This is a genomic window from Geobacillus uzenensis (genome assembly GCF_002217665.1).
Classification (GTDB): domain Bacteria; phylum Bacillota; class Bacilli; order Bacillales; family Anoxybacillaceae; genus Geobacillus; species Geobacillus subterraneus.
The window spans coordinates 96,314-113,938 of the sequence record NZ_NEWL01000009.1; the positions used below are offsets into that span (position 1 = coordinate 96,314).

Annotated in this window: 17 protein-coding genes; 5 read left to right on the forward strand and 12 right to left on the reverse strand. The window is 52.9% G+C overall.

The window, feature by feature from the left end; translation table 11 throughout:
- Window positions 1-2: 2 nt before the first annotated feature.
- From B9L21_RS13930 to B9L21_RS13960, 7 genes are all read right to left on the reverse strand, one after another.
- Window positions 3-335 carry an STAS domain-containing protein gene (locus tag B9L21_RS13930; protein WP_063166817.1) on the reverse strand — a complete coding sequence of 111 codons (333 nt, stop codon included), beginning with the start codon at window positions 333-335 and terminating at the stop codon, window positions 3-5.
- A gap of 17 nt (window positions 336-352) precedes the next feature.
- Window positions 353-757, reverse strand: coding sequence for an ATP-binding protein (locus tag B9L21_RS13935; protein WP_063166818.1), 405 nt, complete (start codon window positions 755-757; stop codon window positions 353-355).
- Window positions 758-1,056: 299 nt separating this feature from the next.
- Window positions 1,057-2,709, reverse strand: coding sequence for a helix-turn-helix transcriptional regulator (locus tag B9L21_RS18210; protein ID WP_063166819.1), 1,653 nt, complete (start codon window positions 2,707-2,709; stop codon window positions 1,057-1,059).
- A 208-nt stretch (window positions 2,710-2,917) separates the two neighbouring features.
- On the reverse strand, window positions 2,918-4,327 hold the full coding sequence (locus B9L21_RS13945; RefSeq protein WP_063166820.1) for a phosphomannomutase/phosphoglucomutase: 1,410 nt from the start codon (window positions 4,325-4,327) through the stop codon (window positions 2,918-2,920).
- Window positions 4,278-5,393 carry a hypothetical protein gene (locus B9L21_RS13950; RefSeq protein ID WP_063166821.1) on the reverse strand — a complete coding sequence of 372 codons (1,116 nt, stop codon included), beginning with the start codon at window positions 5,391-5,393 and terminating at the stop codon, window positions 4,278-4,280. Before B9L21_RS13950 ends, B9L21_RS13945 begins: the two co-directional genes overlap by 50 nt.
- Window positions 5,374-6,564, reverse strand: a complete 1,191-nt coding sequence (locus B9L21_RS13955; RefSeq protein WP_063166822.1) for a glycosyltransferase family 4 protein — start codon at window positions 6,562-6,564, stop codon at window positions 5,374-5,376. Before B9L21_RS13955 ends, B9L21_RS13950 begins: the two co-directional genes overlap by 20 nt.
- Window positions 6,561-7,604 carry a sugar phosphate nucleotidyltransferase gene (locus B9L21_RS13960; protein ID WP_063166823.1) on the reverse strand — a complete coding sequence of 348 codons (1,044 nt, stop codon included), beginning with the start codon at window positions 7,602-7,604 and terminating at the stop codon, window positions 6,561-6,563. Before B9L21_RS13960 ends, B9L21_RS13955 begins: the two co-directional genes overlap by 4 nt.
- 293 nt (window positions 7,605-7,897) lie before the next feature.
- Between B9L21_RS13960 and B9L21_RS13965 the strand changes: the two genes are divergently transcribed.
- Together B9L21_RS13965 and B9L21_RS13970 are read left to right on the forward strand one after the other, a co-directional pair.
- Entirely contained in the window at window positions 7,898-9,067 is a 1,170-nt protein-coding gene (locus B9L21_RS13965) for a Gfo/Idh/MocA family oxidoreductase (RefSeq protein ID WP_063166824.1), read from the forward strand.
- Between the two features lie 314 nt (window positions 9,068-9,381).
- Window positions 9,382-9,969 carry a methyl-accepting chemotaxis protein gene (locus B9L21_RS13970; RefSeq protein ID WP_063166825.1) on the forward strand — a complete coding sequence of 196 codons (588 nt, stop codon included), beginning with the start codon at window positions 9,382-9,384 and terminating at the stop codon, window positions 9,967-9,969.
- A 97-nt stretch (window positions 9,970-10,066) separates the two neighbouring features.
- Here the strand turns inward: B9L21_RS13970 and B9L21_RS13975 are convergent, their stop codons facing one another.
- A complete protein-coding gene (locus tag B9L21_RS13975; protein ID WP_063167419.1) occupies window positions 10,067-10,468 on the reverse strand; it encodes a (deoxy)nucleoside triphosphate pyrophosphohydrolase in 402 nt (133 codons plus the stop codon).
- Between the two features lie 297 nt (window positions 10,469-10,765).
- On the opposite strand from B9L21_RS13975, the gene B9L21_RS13980 reads away from it, so the two are divergent.
- On the forward strand, window positions 10,766-11,527 hold the full coding sequence (locus B9L21_RS13980) for a sporulation protein (protein ID WP_063166826.1): 762 nt from the start codon (window positions 10,766-10,768) through the stop codon (window positions 11,525-11,527).
- A gap of 378 nt (window positions 11,528-11,905) precedes the next feature.
- Here B9L21_RS13980 and B9L21_RS13985 read toward each other — a convergent pair whose 3' ends face one another.
- From B9L21_RS13985 to rlmD, 4 genes are all read right to left on the reverse strand, one after another.
- Window positions 11,906-13,522 carry a carbon starvation protein A gene (locus B9L21_RS13985; protein WP_063166827.1) on the reverse strand — a complete coding sequence of 539 codons (1,617 nt, stop codon included), beginning with the start codon at window positions 13,520-13,522 and terminating at the stop codon, window positions 11,906-11,908.
- Window positions 13,519-14,052, reverse strand: a complete 534-nt coding sequence (locus B9L21_RS13990) for a hypothetical protein (RefSeq protein ID WP_063166828.1) — start codon at window positions 14,050-14,052, stop codon at window positions 13,519-13,521. Before B9L21_RS13990 ends, B9L21_RS13985 begins: the two co-directional genes overlap by 4 nt.
- Window positions 14,053-14,067: 15 nt before the next feature.
- On the reverse strand, window positions 14,068-14,358 hold the full coding sequence (locus tag B9L21_RS13995; protein ID WP_063166829.1) for a CC/Se motif family (seleno)protein: 291 nt from the start codon (window positions 14,356-14,358) through the stop codon (window positions 14,068-14,070).
- Between the two features lie 237 nt (window positions 14,359-14,595).
- Window positions 14,596-15,984 carry a 23S rRNA (uracil(1939)-C(5))-methyltransferase RlmD gene (gene rlmD, locus B9L21_RS14000; RefSeq protein WP_063166830.1) on the reverse strand — a complete coding sequence of 463 codons (1,389 nt, stop codon included), beginning with the start codon at window positions 15,982-15,984 and terminating at the stop codon, window positions 14,596-14,598.
- A 235-nt stretch (window positions 15,985-16,219) separates the two neighbouring features.
- Here rlmD and B9L21_RS14005 point away from each other — a divergent pair, with 235 nt between their 5' ends.
- Together B9L21_RS14005 and B9L21_RS14010 are read left to right on the forward strand one after the other, a co-directional pair.
- Window positions 16,220-16,636 carry an Rrf2 family transcriptional regulator gene (locus B9L21_RS14005; protein ID WP_033011350.1) on the forward strand — a complete coding sequence of 139 codons (417 nt, stop codon included), beginning with the start codon at window positions 16,220-16,222 and terminating at the stop codon, window positions 16,634-16,636.
- An 83-nt stretch (window positions 16,637-16,719) separates the two neighbouring features.
- The gene (locus tag B9L21_RS14010; protein ID WP_033011346.1) at window positions 16,720-17,595 is read left to right on the forward strand and encodes an SDR family oxidoreductase; all 876 of its coding nucleotides are present in this window, start codon (window positions 16,720-16,722) and stop codon (window positions 17,593-17,595) included.
- Window positions 17,596-17,625: the final 30 nt, after the last annotated feature.

Below are 17,625 nucleotides of genomic sequence, written 5' to 3' on the forward strand. Positions count from 1 at the left end.
CGTCATTCTCCGCTGAAATAATCGATGGCGTCCTTTTCTGTGGCGAATAATTTAATAAACGAAGAAAATTTGACAATATGGAAAATTTCCGCGAGTGACCCTGTCACTCCGGCAACGACCAGTTCTTTTTGCTGGGCTCTGGCGGCCATCACGCTGTCGGCGATCATGCCGAGCCCGGCGCTGTTGATGTAGTTGACCGCTTCCATGTTAACGATCAACTGGTCAGCCTGTTCGGCTAACAGCCGTTCAAGCGCTTGGCGAAACGATTCCACATTATTTAATGTGATATCTTCCGTCCATGTCAGTGTGCAAATTGCCCCTTGTTTCGTCTCCATCCTGCTTCCTCCAATGGTTACTCATTTTTTTTGCATTTGCACATGCAAAGCAAAACGTTATTTCCCGTTCGCTTCACGTATACATCGTCGACAATATGGGCGATTAGCTGCAGCCCCCTGCCGCGCGGCCCGGTGTTCACGCCGTCGGTTTTGGCGACGGAAAAGCACCCCCCTCGCTGCTTCACAATAATCGTGAACTGGGTTGTGTCCATTTTCCAAAATATTCTAAACGGTAGTCTTCCTGTTTTTTGACAATATTCATACGCGTTCGTACACGCTTCCTCCGTCGCCAAGCGAAGAAAAAGGCAGTCGCGCGGCAAAAATCCCACTTCGTTTGCCAGCTGCTCGGTAATGTCCATCGCTTTTAAGATGTCTGCCGTTTTCATGATCGTCATCGTTCGGATCATGATGACATGCTTCATCGGCATTCCCCTATCTTTCTTTGCTTGCACGCGCAGTCAAACGCAACATGGCAGCTTTTTCACTATAACACGCTCGGATGCTGGGAAAAACGGATTGGAATGCTATCTTTTCTTCCTTATTGTTCCACCCCTACAGGAAAAATAGTGCTTATTTACTATATTATCATTATAATACAAAATGGATTCCATTCCAATTTCCTACACTTTTTGTCCCCAGCGTTCGCTTTCGAATACAACACTTCCTTAGCTTGCATGATAAAAAAGGAACATCATGGCTCCTATCGTCCGATGATGCTCCCCTAATGACGCTGCCGGCGGTGACTTAGCTGATACACAAGGGCAATCAGCTGCGACCGGTCATTGACACCTATCTTTTGAAAAATATTCGTGATGTGATTTTTCACTGTATGGACACTGATGAACAGCCGTTCTGAAATTTCGCGGTTGCTGCAGCCTTGGACAAGCAGTTCAAGCACATCCATTTCCCGAGCCGTCAGTTGTTCAGACAACATTTGAACATTGACCGCCTGCCCGCCCCCTCCTTGAGCGGCGCCATTCATCATCATCACTCCGACGGACACTAGCGCTGTCATATACACTTCAGCCTCTTTCGCTTCGTCCGTTTCCTTTAAATGGACGGCAAGAACGCCATAATGACCGTCGCGGACAAAAAACGGCACCTCCATTACTGTTTTGTCCCCCACTTGGCGCAAAGCCGGGACTTGGTTTTTCGCCACCTGTTCAATGCCGCGGCCATAACGGCGGAGCACATCATCCCGGTAACAGGACGCCATCTCGTCGGAAATCGCCCCTTCATGAACGGTGACTGCCTTGCCGCCGCACAATATCGCGCAAACGAAATCGCCATAAGCAAGCTCGATCGCGAACTCGGCCATCATGCGGACGATTTCTTCCTCCTGTTGTACAACGCGCATCGCTCGGCCGATTTCGATTAACATTGATAAGCGCATGAAATGACGGTCCATTTTTGCATCAGCGGCCGCACATCGCGCAAGCAAATGCCCGTATTGAACGAGCGCGGCGCCAAGCGGCTGCATTGCCTCCGGCAGCGAGGAGGCAGTCTCGCTGCCAACAACGACCCACCCTTCCGCTTTTCGCCCATATACCGCCGGATATACGATCATCGCTTTCGGACGGATGCCATGGCGGACAAAAAATGAAAAGCGCGGATCTAACGCCGCATCTTGAAAATAAGCAGGATAGAGCGGTGGTTCGAGGAAAGAGAGCGGCGGAAACAATTCATCAACCATCTTGCCATATAGCTGCCCGGCTTTCCCGCCGCTCGTTGCCGCCACCACCCATCCTTGCTGGCACTTTTCAATATACAGCGCCATATCAAGGCGCTCGTCCATCTTGCGCAGCTGGTGAAGCAGCTTATCCGCACCATTTAGGGCAGCGCGATCGGTTACCGCCGTTTTCAGCAGCTGTCCGTATTCATTGTACCTCTGTTTGCGGCGCTCGCCGCCGATCAACTCTCCACAAATAGCCGCCATCTTTTCGATCTCGTTCAGCTTTGCTTCGATCGCCCGGGCCGGCAGCGCGTCTGCCTGTTCGAGGGCGGCCGTCCACTCCCGGGCATCGGAAACTGGCTGTTCGCAAATGAGCCATTTCGTTTCTTCTTCTATAAACACGCCAGCCCAAATCCAATATTCTGCCCTCCCGTCGACAAACACAGGAGCCATGATGCTTTTCATCCCTAAATGCCCGGCTGGTACAACGGCCGGCCGACGCCACCCGTCAACCGCCAACTCCTCGGGGCAAAAAAATGATGAGGCCCTCTTTTTCGCAACAAATAAAACGAGCTCCGCCAGCTCGGTCATATTCGATACTTTCGTTACTGGATTGCCGCTGCTATCCACAATCATGATGCTTAACTCCGTTAATGACGCATACGCATCTTGGACATATTGCAACAAATCATTGATCGCCAATTCGCCCTCAACTCTCCTAAATCATGTTTTTTATCCTCATCTATTATGAACAAACGAACTGCAAGAAATCAAGTTTCCGCCCCGGCCGAAAGCAAAAACAATCCGGCGCGGCGCCCGCATGAAACAGGCGGCCGACGCCGGGGAAAATCGGTGCCGTCTAGGCTGGTGAACAAGCGGACGGCATGAGCCCCTCCCGCCAGAAACCAAGTTACCAATTGACATGCAGCTCAAGCGCACGCAAACTATCAGCCAGCTGCCGTTTAATTTCTGCTAACGCTTGTTCGGTCTTCGCCTCAGCGCGCAAGACAAGAATCGGCTGCGTGTTCGACGGCCGCACCAATCCCCAGCCCTCATCAAATTGAATGCGGGCGCCATCGACATCGATGATTGGATAACGTCCGGCAAATCGATCTTTCACCGCGGCGATGGCCAACGGTTTTTTCTCCTCTGGGCAAGCGACACGCGTTTCCGGCGTCGCCACATAGTGCGGCACATCGGCAAACCATTCAGAGAGCGGACGCTTGTCGTGCGATAAGAGACAAAGCAGCCGGCCCGCGGCGTACAAGGCGTCATCGTAACCATAAAATTCGTCATTGAAGAAGAGATGGCCAGACATCTCACCGGCAAACGGAATGGACGGGCGGCGCCGCAGCGTCGCTTTTACGTGCGAATGGCCGGTGCGATGGAAAAATGGTTTTCCGCCAAGACGCTTAATTTCTTCCACAAGCGCTTGCGAACATTTTACCTCAACCGGCGCCTCAGCTCCCGGATGGCGCTTAAGAATGTCGCGCCAAAACAATACCATCAGCTGGTCGCCCCAGCGGATTGTGCCCGTTTCATCCACCACCCCGATCCGGTCGCCGTCACCGTCAAATGCGATACCTACATCCGCCTGCTCCTTGCGCACCGTTTGGATCAAATCGGCTAAGTTTTCCGGCACGACCGGGTCAGGATGATGGTTCGGGAACGTCGGATCGGATTCGCAATAGAGCGGAATGACATCGCAGCCCCACTCTTTCAGCACTTTTGGCGCAACGATCGACGGAGTGCCGTTGCCGCAGTCGACGACGACTTTCAGCTTGCGCGACCCGAGCTGGATTTTCTCCTTCAACATCTTGATATATGCCGAGGCAAAGTCAAGCGTTTCCTCGCGCCCGCGCGCCGTTTCCGGAGGCGCCTGTTTTTGGCTCAGCCGCTCCATCGCCCGCCGCAACGCTTGAATGCGTTCACCATAAATCGTTGTTTTCCCCATGGCGATTTTAAATCCGTTCTCATCGCCCGGGTTGTGGCTTGCCGTGACGATCATGCCGCATGCAATGTCTGTGTTGTATAGGCTGTAGTAAAACATCGGTGTCGTCGAAAGCCCGATATTAACGACATCGCAGCCGCCATCGAGCAACCCGTTTTTCAGCGCCCGATGCAATGCCGGCGACGACAGGCGGTTGTCATGGGCGACGACCGCCTTCCGTTCGCCTTCATTTTGCATCATTTCGGCAAAGGCCCGTCCGAGCCAATAAGCAAACGACTCATCGAGCTCCTCGCCGGCACGCCCGCGAATGTCATACTCTTTAAATACGTGTGCCGGCCATGCGAACGGTTTCGTGATCGATGTCTTCATCGAAAACCACCTCCACCGAAATCGATTGAGCGATTGCTGCTGTCAACAAGTATGATAGTGTTGATTCCGCCCCCCGATTCGGGTTCGGGCCGTTCGGACCAAGTCCATCGCAACAGCTGCCGTCGCTTCGATCGGCTAACGGAACGTTGCCATCGTTTTTTCCGTAAAACCAAGCGAGACAGCGGCGGACAACCTCGCGGTACCGCCCGTCCTCCGTCGCCCAATACGCTTCGCGCGCCGCCAAGGCGAGCTTCATCACGTCAAGCGGCTGCTGATCCCAATCGGCGCGGTAGCGGCGGCTGCACCAGCCGCGGTTGCCGACCGGGCGGATCGTTCCCTCCGGTCCGCTCATCATTTGTATTAAAAAGGCGAGACTTTCTTCCGCTACCTCCCTCACCTCTTGCCTTGGCGCACGCCGGTATGCCGTCCAAAGCGCCCACGGCAGCACGCCGTTCCCATAAGTCAGCTCCGGTTCGTACCAACGCCAGCCATCATCCGCATTCGTCCAATACGCCGCAAGCAACCGCCGCTCAAAGCGCCCGGCCAACGTCGCTAATTCCTCCTGATCGACACCGGGGGGGCTTGCCTTCTCAAGCAAGACGCCGCAAGCTGCCAAGCCCCAAGCGATGCCGCGCAGCGAGCGAAGCTCCCACGCCGCCGGCATCCCCCGGCGCAGCACATCCGCAGCCGCCTCGCGCCGCGCCGGATCATTCAGCTGGGTGTACGCTGTCGCCGCCGCCCAAAACGACCGCCCGAAGCAGTCTTCTGACGGCGTTTCCGCTTCTTTCGTCCGGTCGAAGAAAAAATTGTTATGAAATGTTCCATCGTCGTTTTGTGCCCAAAGCAGAAAGGCCAAATACCGGTCAAGCAGGCGGTACAGCCGTTCCGCCATCTCTTGATCCTTAAGCAGGACAAGCCACTCTAAGCACGCCCATATGGCACGGGCGTTGTCATCAGTCGAATAGCCTTCGCGCCGGCGCGGAATGCGGCCGAGGCTATGCTCGAGCAGCCCGGTGTCGTCAGTCATGCGCTCGAGATGGTCGAACTTAATGACTGACAAAGTCAACCGCCTTCACCTCCCTGCTGTTAACGGCAGCGCATACGCGCGCAAATAAGGTGACATGCTGTTCGCCGACGCGCGGCCAATGCGTGTTTGCCCCCATTTGGCGCACGATCCCCTCCCATCGCTTCAGCGCCGCCTCGTCGGCCAACAGCTGCCCGAGCCGTTCTTCCCAGGCGGCCGTATCACCATACGGCAACAACAGCTCTTCACAACCTTGCAACAAATCGCGCGCATGCTCATACGGCGTCGAAACGACCGGACGGCCGACGCCGACCGCATAGGCAAGCGTGCCGCTTGTGATTTGCTGCATGCCCGGGTACGGGGTGACGTATAGATCGCACGCCGTCAAATAATCGATCAATTCCTCTTCGCTGAAATACCGATCTTCCATGTGGACATGGCGCTCAAGCCCTAAACGGTGAATGAGCGATTTCAACTCCTCGCGATATGCTTCTCCTTCCCTCTTTTTCACTTCTGGGTGCGTCTGTCCGGCAATGACATACAGCGCTTCCGGCACCTTGCGCACAACGCCCGGCAATGCGGCCAAGACCGATTCAATCCCTTTGCCGCGGCTGAGCAGCCCAAACGTCAACATCACTTTACGGCCGCTGAATCCGAGGCGTCGGCGAAGCGAATCGCGATTTTCGCTGCTTGGGCCTGGAGCACCGTGCGGAATGTAGACAATTTTTTCTTCCGGCAGGCCAAACGCTTTGACCAAATACGGAATCGCCTGCCGGTTCATGACGATGATCGCATCGCTTGCCGCCGCGATTTTCTCTTGAATCGGGCGATACGGCGGCTCAGGCTCGGCAAATACCGTATGGAACGTCGTCACAAGCGGTTTTTCTAGCACGGCGATGAAATCAAGAATGTATTCGCCCGCCTCGCCGCCGAAAATGCCGAACTCATGCTGCAATAAAACGACATCGATGTCGCTTTCATTCACCCGTTTGGCCATCTCGGCATACGCCGCGCGGTTTTGCGCCGGAAGCGGCCAATACGCCGGGTTGTGGCGGTAGGCGTCATCGCCGTCGCTTTCGTTATAAAGAACAATCACCCGGTCGCCCGCTGACGGCCCGCGGACGCTGTCAATGCTTTGACGAAGATGTTCAGTAAACGTGGCTAATCCGCACTTGCGCGGCGGATATGTACTGACGTACGCAATTCGGGTCATGCTTGCACCGCCTCCTTGAACTGATTAATAATCGAATCTTCGAACACTTCTCCCGCCGGCGTCACCGTCCGATAGCCGAAAATGCTGTTTTGCAAACGGCTGCGGTCACGAATAAGGGAGCGATCCCAGACAATCGTATGCGCGCAATGAACGCGAGCGCCGATTTGACAATGGTCACCGATGACGGCATATGGACCGACGACCGCTTGATGGCCGATTTTTACATTATTGCCAATTAGCACAGGAGGTACAAACAGTACACCCGAACTAATCTTGACATTTTCTCCAACAAACACGCCCGGCTGAATCTCGCGCCCTTTGATCGGCAACGGAAACTCCCGGTTCAAGGCATCCCAATGCACTTGACGGTAACGGGCCGGAGTTCCCATATCGCGCCAATATCCACTGCTGACAATGCCGTAAACGCCGGTGTTTTCTTCGATCAAGCGCGGGAACGTTTCGCGTTCGATCGACACTTCCTGCTCAGCCGGAATGTAGCGCATCACGTCCGGCTCCAAAATATACATGCCGGCGTTGATCCGGTTGGATGGCGCTTCCTCACGGCGCGGCTTCTCGATAAAGCGCAAAATTTGTCCGCGGTCGTTTTGTTCAACTACTCCATAGGAGGACGGATCGTCGACTTCCGTTAAGACAATCGTCGCGATGCCGCCGTGTTGCCGGTGAAAATCAAGCAGAGGAACCAATTGCGGCAAATGCACGATATCAGCGTTAAACACGAGGAATCGTTCGTCAAGCCAACGTTCGGCATTTTTAATCGCCCCGGCCGTTCCAAGCGGGAACGGTTCAAGCGCGTATGTAATTTTGACGTTCAAACCCTTCCCGTCGCCGAAATAACGGCGGATCACTTCTGAACAATGATGCGCAGCGATGACAAATTCATTGACTCCTTGATCGCGAAGATGAAGAATGAGGTGTTCAAGCCATGGCCGATTCGCAATCGGGGCCATCGGTTTGGGGATGTTTTCGGTCAATGGGCGAAGACGCGTACCTAATCCTCCTGCCAGCAACAATGCTTTCATTTCGTCATCCCTCCATATGATTTTTTTCGCAAAAAACAGACACACATTTTGACGGATGAACGAGCGAATGAAAGTGATTCATAAATTGCTAGCACTCATCTATAACGGTTGCTAATAATAATATACATAATATTCCTTCTCTTACGCAAGCAAAATGATTGTCGGGTGGTGTCGATGAATAATTATTCATTGTTTGCAAGTTTAGAAGCTTGGATTCTCTCCCCCCTCCTTTCTTTGCGGTATAATGAATGCCGGTAATGCTATATATATGTGAGGGAGGAGGAGAATACGCCATGATTTCTTCATCTTTCTGTTACCGTGTCGGTATTGCCGGTGCCGGTGCGTTCGCTGAATTTCTCGCCGGCGCGCTCGCACCGCTTCCTTCCTTTCATCTCGCCGCTGTCGCCGGGCGGACGGACGCCAAGCGCCAACGCGTCATCGACGCGTATCTTCGCCGAAAGCCGCAGGCAGGCGATGTGTGCGAATACCACCAAGCAGAAGAACTGATCGCTGATCCGCATGTAGACATCGTCATTCTGACCACCCCACCGCACTTGCACACCCCGCTCGCCAGGCAGGCGCTGGAGGAAGGAAAACATGTGCTGCTCGAGAAGCCTGGCGCCCTTGCAGCCAGGGAGCTTCAAGCCAACCTCGAGCTTGCCGACCGCCAAAATCGGGCGCTGGCCGTCAATCTCGTCTTGCGTTACCATCCGCTTGCGGAGGCCGTTAAACAGCTCGTCCGCCATGCCTTTATGGGGGCTGTCGATTATGCGAGCTTGCACAATGCGGCCCACCGCGTCGCAAAAGGCCACTGGTTTTGGGAGGAACAGCAAAGCGGCGGCATTTTCATCGAGCATGGCGTCCACTTTTTCGAAGTCGGACGCGACTGGTTCGGCGAGGCGGCCGAAGCGCAGGGGTTCGCCTTAACCGATCCGGACGGCACACGGCCGCGCGTCGGGGCCACTGTCATCCATGAACAGGGCGGCCGCCGCATTCCGGTACATTATTACCACGGCTTTACGATGAACCCAGCCGCTCCGGAGTCGACGCATTGGGACGTTCATACGACGCGCGGACGCATCACGCTTGACGGTTGGATTCCGATGCAGCTGTCCGTCTCCGGCCTCGTCTCAACCGATGAGGCGGCGTCTATGGACGCTTTGCTTGATGCCATTCCGAAACAACCGTCCGCTCACGCCATCGAACAAGTCAGGCAAGCGGCCGACCGCCTGTTGCCGTCGGTTCCGCCGTCAGACGCCCCGCGCATCCCGTACGAGCGCACGGTTACGCTTTCGGACCGCCACGGCTGGTACGAGGCGATCGCTCAAGCGCGCTTTCTTGACTTTTGCCGCTTGATCGAAAATCCGAATGAACGCGGTCTTGTCACGCTGCAAGACGCCATCGCCGACCTCGCTTTGGCCGAAGCGTGCACCGCCGCAGAAACATCATCGTCTGCCCGCTAGGCAGCGAAAAAACAAGCCTGTTGGGGCTGCTGTAAAGGCAGCTGTCAACAGGCTTGTTCGCGTTGATTTTCCCGCAATCACGTGTTTTCAATTGACGCCAACCGACATGCGCTTCCCGCTGACTGCGCGTCTTTGCCTTTCACGCGTTTGAAGCGGGAGTCTTCTTTCAGAACTATGGCAAAGAAGAGACAAATAGTAAAAAAGTGCTATGTGTTTTATAAAAAAAGAAAAATAGTAATTTAAATTACCCAAAAAAAAACATGTTACCATATATTTGCAATATCAACCAGGATGCGCCATTAATTCATAAAAGAGTGAAATCATTAGAAAAACGTTCTGAAGAAATTGAGAAAATCCTTGATGTAATCAGCACCATCGCCGACCAAACAAACTTGCTGGCACTAAACGCAGCCATTGAAGCCGCTCGAGCCGGCGAGCATGGAAAAGGATTTGCCGTTGTCGCCGATGAAGTGAGAAAACTTGCCGAGCAGTCGCAATCATCCACGAAACAAATCGAGGAATTGATTGGGAAAATCCAACAAAGCACAACAGAAGTGGTCCGATATATGTCCCGTGTGACCGAAAATGTTGAAGGTGGCCTTCACATTTCTACGCAAACAGCCCAACGCTTTTTACAAATCGTCCAAAATATGAAAGAAGTAGCCCCGCAAATCGAGGAAATCTCCGCGATTGCTGAGCAAATCTCAGCCGGCACCCAGCAAGTCACCGCATCCGCCCATCAGTTAGCGGGTATCGCGCGGGAAAATGCCGCCACATCCGAAGAAGTTGCAGCATCTGCTGAAGAACAGCTCGCTTCTATGGAAGAGATCACATCATCTTCGCAAATGCTCGCTAAAATGGCCGAAGATTTGCGGACATCCGTTCAAAGGTTCACATTGTAGACCATAGCGCGAATCAAAAACGGTTCTTCCTCCGGGAAAAACCGTTTTTCTTTCAATAGAGTCGACGCCCCATTCCCCGAACCGACATCTTTCTCGGCTATGAGCGACTCTTCGCCAACAGCGCCTCAACGGTAGGGAGATCGGCCGGCGCCCATCTAAGGTCACGAAGCTGGGAGAGCGGCACCCACCGAAGCTCGGCATGCTCCCGCGCCCGCGGCTCCCCATCAGTAAGGCGAGCTTCGTACGTCCGCAAATGAACGATGGCGTGTTCATACTCATGAAACACATCAACCAGCAGCTTGCCGACCGAAACGGTGCAGCCAAGTTCCTCACGAACTTCCCGAACTAAAGCCGCTTCTGGGCTTTCCCCTTCTTCCACTTTGCCTCCAGGGAACTCCCAAACGTTCGGCAGCGACATATTTGACCCTCGCAATGCGCATAAAACATCTCCCTGTTCATTGCAGATGACTGCCCCAACGACGTGGATAACCCGTTTCATTGCTGATCCGCCTTTCTCATCCATATGCGCTATTTTAGCAAAAACCGTCTTGTTTTCCAAAATAGTGGAACTCCCTTAGGCATTATGTTACCCTTAACAATGGATAAACAGAAGAAGGAAGGGATAGCGGATGATGAATTGATCAGCCTTGGTGTCGTGGGCGGCCACATATCAGAAAACTTAATCGACAGCGGTTATGTTCTCATCGTCTATAACCGGATAAAAAATGGAACCTTTTTACTAGACGCTGCGTATTCCCGGATGAGGAAGAAACTAATCAACAAGGGGGAGAATCGATTGTTTAAAAAACTGCTAAGCTCTATCGGCATCGGATCCGCTACGGTCGATACGAAACTTTCCAAAGCGCAATACACCCAAGGGGAAACAGTCGAAGGAGTCGTCGAGGTTCGCGGCGGCAGCGTTGAACAGCGCATTGATGAAATTTATCTAGCCTTAGTAACAACGTATATTCGCGAAATCGATGATAAGAAAGTCGAAGAAAAAGCCGTGCTCGCCCGATACAAAGTGTCTGACTCGATGACAATCGGGCCGAATGAAACAAAAACGATCCCGTTCCAATTCGCCTTGCCATACGACGTACCGGTCACGCTCGGCTCTTCCAAAGTGTGGCTGCAAACCGGCCTTGACATTAAAATGGCGCTTGATCCGCAAGACCGGGACTACCTCACCATCGAACCGCATCCGCTCGTCACAGCGTTTCTCGAGGCAGCCCGCCAGCTGGGATTCCGCCTCCGTGATGTGCAATGCGAACAAGCACCGCGCTATTGGCAACGGCGGCTGCCGTTTGTCCAAGAGTTCGAATTTCGCCCGACAGGGGGAGCCTTTCGAGGCCGCCTTGATGAATTGGAGGCCATCTTCTTTGTGTCCGAACATGGAGTGGAAGCCATTTTGGAAATCGACCGTAAAGCGCGCGGATTCGCTGGATTGCTCGCCGAGGCGCTTGACATGGACGAAACACTCGTCCGTTTCACCTATGGGCCGAACGATATCGCATCGTTGCCGCAATTGCTGGCCAATGCCATTCGTCGACATAGCTGAACCAAAAAAGCAAAAGGGGCCATCGGCCTCTTTTGTCCCATAATGAAACAGGTCAACCACTTGACTCTCTCGCGAGTTTTACGCCATTACTGTTTTGACGAACATAGAGCTTTTTTGAGCGAGGAAAGCAGGGGGAACTTACACCGTCCATTTGACCATGAACAGTCCCAACTAACCGCCATGTGTCGCCATCTTGTTCAAAGACAAGGCACAAGCTCTGCCAATAATACTGACGTCTTCTTCACCGTTACAGAAAACTTATAAAACTTTTATAAAGCTCCTAGCCCCCTCCTCTCCCCCTCTAGAACAAATCCCCCTTCAATAGACAACCGTCTACCGAAAGGGGATGTTCAGCAACTCCAGCATCACCTTACTCTATTACGCTTTGACCGTCGTATCTTTATCTTTCGGTTTCGTAAAGGAGCGATACGCTTCAATGACGAGGAAGATACACAAGACAAACAAGATAAACCCACAAACCACAAGGAAAATATTCCCGTTTAAGAAATTCGTTCTCATGAAGACGAGCAATGCAGAAAGCGTCACAATAAACATAAAGATCATCGGGATGATCGTAAACCACGACTTCGTCCCTTTTTTTACAAGCCAGACGCTGACGGCCAGCAACGCCAACGCACCAAGCATTTGGTTAGCAGAACCGAACAGCGGCCATAAATCGCTCCACGTTCCCGAGAGCGCCAGCGCCGCCGCACCGACGACGATCACTCCTGTTGCTATATGAGGGTTGGCAAACGTCTTGGATCTTCCTTCCGCAAACTCTTGCACACCGTATCTCCCAAGCCGTGTCGCTGAATCTAACGTTGTCATGAGAAAAGCTGAAGCCGCCAGAGCGACAAAGGTCGTACCTGCCGCTTCTGGGATTCCGAAATGGCTCATAAAATACCCAAGACCGGCAGAGAAAGCCGGAATCGGCCCACCCAGCTCAACGAGTCGCTGTGTGAACTGCTCCGTCGTCAAATACGCTACCGAGCAGACAACAATCACCGCCAAAAATCCTTCAATCAACATCCCACCGTAGGCGATAAAACGGCCGCTTCGTTCGTTGTCGAGCTGCTTAGCTGTCGTGCCGCTCGCCACCAAGGAGTGGAAACCAGAAATCGCGCCGCAGGCAATCGTAATAAAGAGAATCGGGAACAATGGACCCAACTTCTCATTGTAAAAACCGGTAAACCCGGCAAGCTGAAGTGTCGGATTCGCGAAAAGAACACCGATAAACCCGCCGAGCATCATGCCGTACAACAAATACGAATTTAAATAATCCCGCGGCTGCAACAACAGCCAAACCGGCAACACGGATGCTATATAAGAATAAGCGATCAAGAAAAACACCCAAAACGCAGCGCTCATTTTAATAGGGAAAATCATGCCGGCCCACACGCAGACAAACATGACAATGACGCCAATGACGCTCGCCAACACGAAATTAACGCGCATTTGGTTAACGAAAAAGCCGAACAACATCGCAACGAAAATAAAAAGGACAGAAGCAGTCGCCGCCTCTGGGACGTTCGCAAACGTATCGGCAACCAGCACGATAAACACACCGACAATCAAAATAATGGTCGCCGTGGAGAATGATAAAAACAATGTTTGGCCGCGCTTGCCGATATACCCTTTAATTACTGCCCCGATCGACTGCGCTTTATGGCGGATCGATGCTTGCAATGAGGCGTAGTCGTGCACCCCGCCAAAGAAAATACTTCCCAGCACAATCCATAGCACCGCCGGAATCCAACCGAATACCGCTGCAGAAATCGGACCGACAATCGGGCCGCCGCCTGCAATCGTGGCGAAATGATGACCAAGCAAAACCGGCCGGTTGGTGGAAACATAGTCCTTTCCATCCGCCATCTCCACCGCCGGCGTCGGCCGGTTTGGATCGACCCCGAGCTTCCGGTCCAGATACTTGCCATACGTAAAATAAGCAACGATAAAGGCAATGGCCGAAATCAGCAATAACGTCACCGCGCTCATAGGCTGATTTTATCCTCCCTCATTAAAGTTTCGATCGACTTAACGAACGACCTTCCTTTCGGGTGGATATGCACGGTTTTTTGATCGGGATGGAGGATGGCTACATATGTTTCAACCCACCCATGCCAGCCGAATTTTAAAAATTTTACTTTTCGAAACTTCCTCACCTCCTTCAAAACCGCTTTATCGAGCGCGCCCTCCGCAACAATAAGACCGAGCACAATCGTAGACATATGTTCCGCATCTTCTTGAATAAACCGATGTTTATGTTGATCGATGACATCTTGAAATCGTCTGACAAACTCCAGCGAGACGGGCTCATTTGCGACAGCGGCAAACACAAGCTGTTGGTTTTCTACGCCGTACACTTTAATCTTTTTCATCACCATATACCGTTCGTCTCTTCGTTTGTAATGGGCAATAAACGAAAGGGGGAAATCGCTTGGTTGTTCGTCGCGGTATACATCAAAATATAAGGTGAATTTGTTAGCCAACTCACGGGCAAAACGAGTCAACCGATCTCCCACCATCCATCTTTCCCTTCTTTAAAAATATTTGAACCCTTCCACCCGAATCGTGTTAAAAAAAGGAGAGAGGGCCATCTTTATCTGCAGATGGTTTTGTTTACACTCTAACCCTTTTTCTATAAAACACGTAATCCCCTCTTGCACAATCTTTTCGTAAAGGCTTTCATTTTCAGGCTTTCGAAATTCAATCCAAAGTTCCGATCCCGGGACACAACAATGGGCCGCTTGAAACTTTGAAATGGTCAGTACACCGCCTTTTCTCTTCAACCATTCCCTCGCCTTGTCGTCGATGGAAACGGAGTAATCCACCGCTCATCCCGCCTTATTAAGAATTGATTATTTTTTCTGTATATTCAGCACATTATATTATACATTCGTACAGTCGAAAAATATAACCTTTTTCTTCCGCTTCCGATCGAAACAATCGCGAATATGGGCCGTTTTTTGCTATTATCCCCTTATGCCACGCCGGGAGGTGAAAGACTTTCCAATCGACAATCATAAAGCCCGTTTCCCCCTCACTTAGGGGAACGGGCTTTTCCTGATTTATGATGATTTGACAAGCAACGCACAGCACTCGACGTGCGCTGTATGGGGAAACATATCGACCGGTTGAACGGTTTTCAATGTATAGCCGAACGGAACGAATTCCGCAATATCGGCCGCAAACGTCTCCGGATTGCACGAGACGTACACGACCCGCTCCGGCTGGGCCCGGCCGATTTTTCGCATCACTTTTCCGCCCGCGCCGGAACGCGGAGGATCCAAAAGCAACAGCTCCGGCCGCCCGAACTGCTCCAACACTTCATCAATCCCGCGCCGCGCATCCCGCGCCAAAAAGTACGTATTGTCAATGCCGTTGTCTTTCGCGTTTCGTTTCGCCGACTCGATCGACGTTTCCACAATTTCAATGCCCGCCAACGCCTTCACCCGCTTGGCGAACGGCAAGGAAAACGTGCCGACTCCGCAGAAGAGATCGATCATTTTCTCATGGGGCTTGGGCTCGCCCATCTCCAACGCCAGTTCAACCAATTTGGCCGCCTGCACCGGGTTCGTTTGGAAAAACGTATCAAACCAAAGACGGTAGCGGAACCCGCACAATTCATCGTAAATGAAATCCCGTCCGGCCAGCACGTGCGTTCGTTCCGCCTGGGTGCGGTCGGCCCACGCCCGATTCTCCAGCCAAAGCAAACTTTTCACGTCCGGGAGCGCCTTCGTGATCCGCTCCGTCAAATCAGCCGCCGCTTCTTTCAACTCCCCTTCCGGCGCCTCGGTCGCAAAGAGCGCCACCATCACCTCTCCTGTCGCAAACGACTCGCGCACCATGACGTGGCGAAGCAGCCCTTCATGGGTGTCTTTGTGATACCCAGGCAGCTGATGATCGCGCGCCCAACGCGCCACCTCCATAGCGGCTTTGACGATCTTCTCGCCGGCAATGAGACATGTCTCCAACGAAATCACTTGCCGGAAATTCCCTTGCTCGTGCAGTCCAAGCAACCCTTCCGGAGAAAACGTAAACTCCATTTTATTGCGGTAATGCCACGGATGTTCCATGCCAATCGTATCGCGGACAACGCCAGGGTCAAATCCGTGCTCTTTCAAGAGCGTCTTGACATGCTCCGTTTTATGGCGCAGCTGCCCTTCATAGCGCCAGTGCTGCCAGACACAGCCGCCGCAGCGGTCAAAGTGCGGACACGGCGGATCGAGCCGCTCTGGATGCCGCTCGATCACTTCTTCCACTCGGGCATGGGCCCTCCGGCGTTTCGGCCAATCGATCAAAACCCGCACCTTTTCACCAGGAAGCGTGGACGGAACAGTGAGTTTGAGCTTTTTTCTCCTCCCTTCTTCTTCCTGCCAAACGACCGCTTGTCCCGCTCCTTTTTTATCCAACTGATGAATGTCCGTAATGAACGATTGTTTTCCGCTGTCTGTCAATGGCTTTCCTCCTTCCGAGATGAACGATGTTGTCACCCTTTATGTATTGTACACGATCAGTGGACGAATCCAAAGCACCTTTCCGTCACGGCGTCAACCCCTCTTCTCTCCGGCGCGGCCTTTGGCGGGGATTTATCCCTTTCCGACCGGAAGCACGATTGATCCAAAACGGCCAGCACCAAAGTTGACTTTTCCTGAAGATATAACTATAATGGTTACAACGGTGGTGTTTTACGTGAAACAAATTAGCACACGATTTTCGATGGCCGTGCACATCCTTTGCTTGCTTGCGACCAGCCCGGCCGATTGCACCGGAGATTTCATCGCGCAGAGCGTCAATACAAACCCTGTCATCATCCGTCGAATTATGGGCATGTTAAAAAAAGCGGGGTTGGTTGACGTCCGCCCCGGAGTCGGCGGCGCTTCGCTACGCAAACCTCCCGACCAAATCACGCTGTTAGACGTGTATCGGGCCGTCCGTGTCGTGGAAACGGATCAACTGTTTCGCATCCATGAACATCCGAACATTCAGTGCCCGGTCGGGCGGAATATCGAGGCGGTTCTGCAAGCCGAACTGAAAGCGGCGCAGGCGGCCATGGAAGAGCGGCTTTCGCAAACGACGATCAGCCGGCTGATCGCTCAATTTCAATAATAAAAGCTCTTAACAGGGCTTTTATTTATACATCGGTTGTAACCAAACTGGTTATAACAAAACAAATGAGGAGGTCTAGGCGTATGAACATATTAGTCACCGGGGCAACCGGAAAATTAGGAACGAAAGTCGTCGAAACGCTGTTGAAATCCGTGCCGGCTCACCAGCTGGCCGTCAGCGTCCGCCAGCCGGAAAAAGCCGAACATCTTCGGGCCCGCGGAGTCGACGTTCGCCATGGCGATTTTGACCGCCCCGAAACGTTGGAGACAGCCTTTCAAGGGATTGACCGGCTGTTGATCATCTCCACCGACGGAGACAACGAAACAAGAATCCGCCAGCACACAAATGCCGTCAACGCCGCCCAACGCGCCCAAGTCGGATTCATTGCGTACACAAGCCTGGCGAATGCGAATGAAAGCCGGCTCGCCTTGGCCGAAGTGCATCGGGTGACGGAAGAAGCCATCGCAAACACCGGCATTCCGTACTCCTTTTTGCGCAACAACTGGTATTTGGAAAACGAAATCGGAACCGTTCAAGCCGTCCTCGCCGGGGCGCCTTGGGTGACATCAGCCGGGACAGGCAAAGTCGGCTGGGCCCTTCGCCAAGACTACGCCGAAGCCGCCGCTGCCGTCCTCGCCGGAGATGGCCATGAAAACACAATTTACGAACTTTCCGGCCCCCTCATGACCCAAGAAGAACTCGCCGCCGCCCTCGGCGCCGTCTTAGGCAAAGACGTGCCGGTGCAACAAGTCGACGATGCTGCCTATGCTGATATCATGAAAAAGGCTGGTTTGCCCGATCCGCTCGTGTCGTTTCTCGTGGACATTCAACGCGGCATCCGCGAAGGCTCCTTAGAAATCGAAAGCAACGACTTTGAAAAACTGCTCGGCAGACCGGTGACGCCGATTCACGACGCGCTGGCCCAACTTGTTCGTGACCTAAAGGGAACAACCCATTAATTTCCACAAAAACCGGCCCTGCGGCCGGTT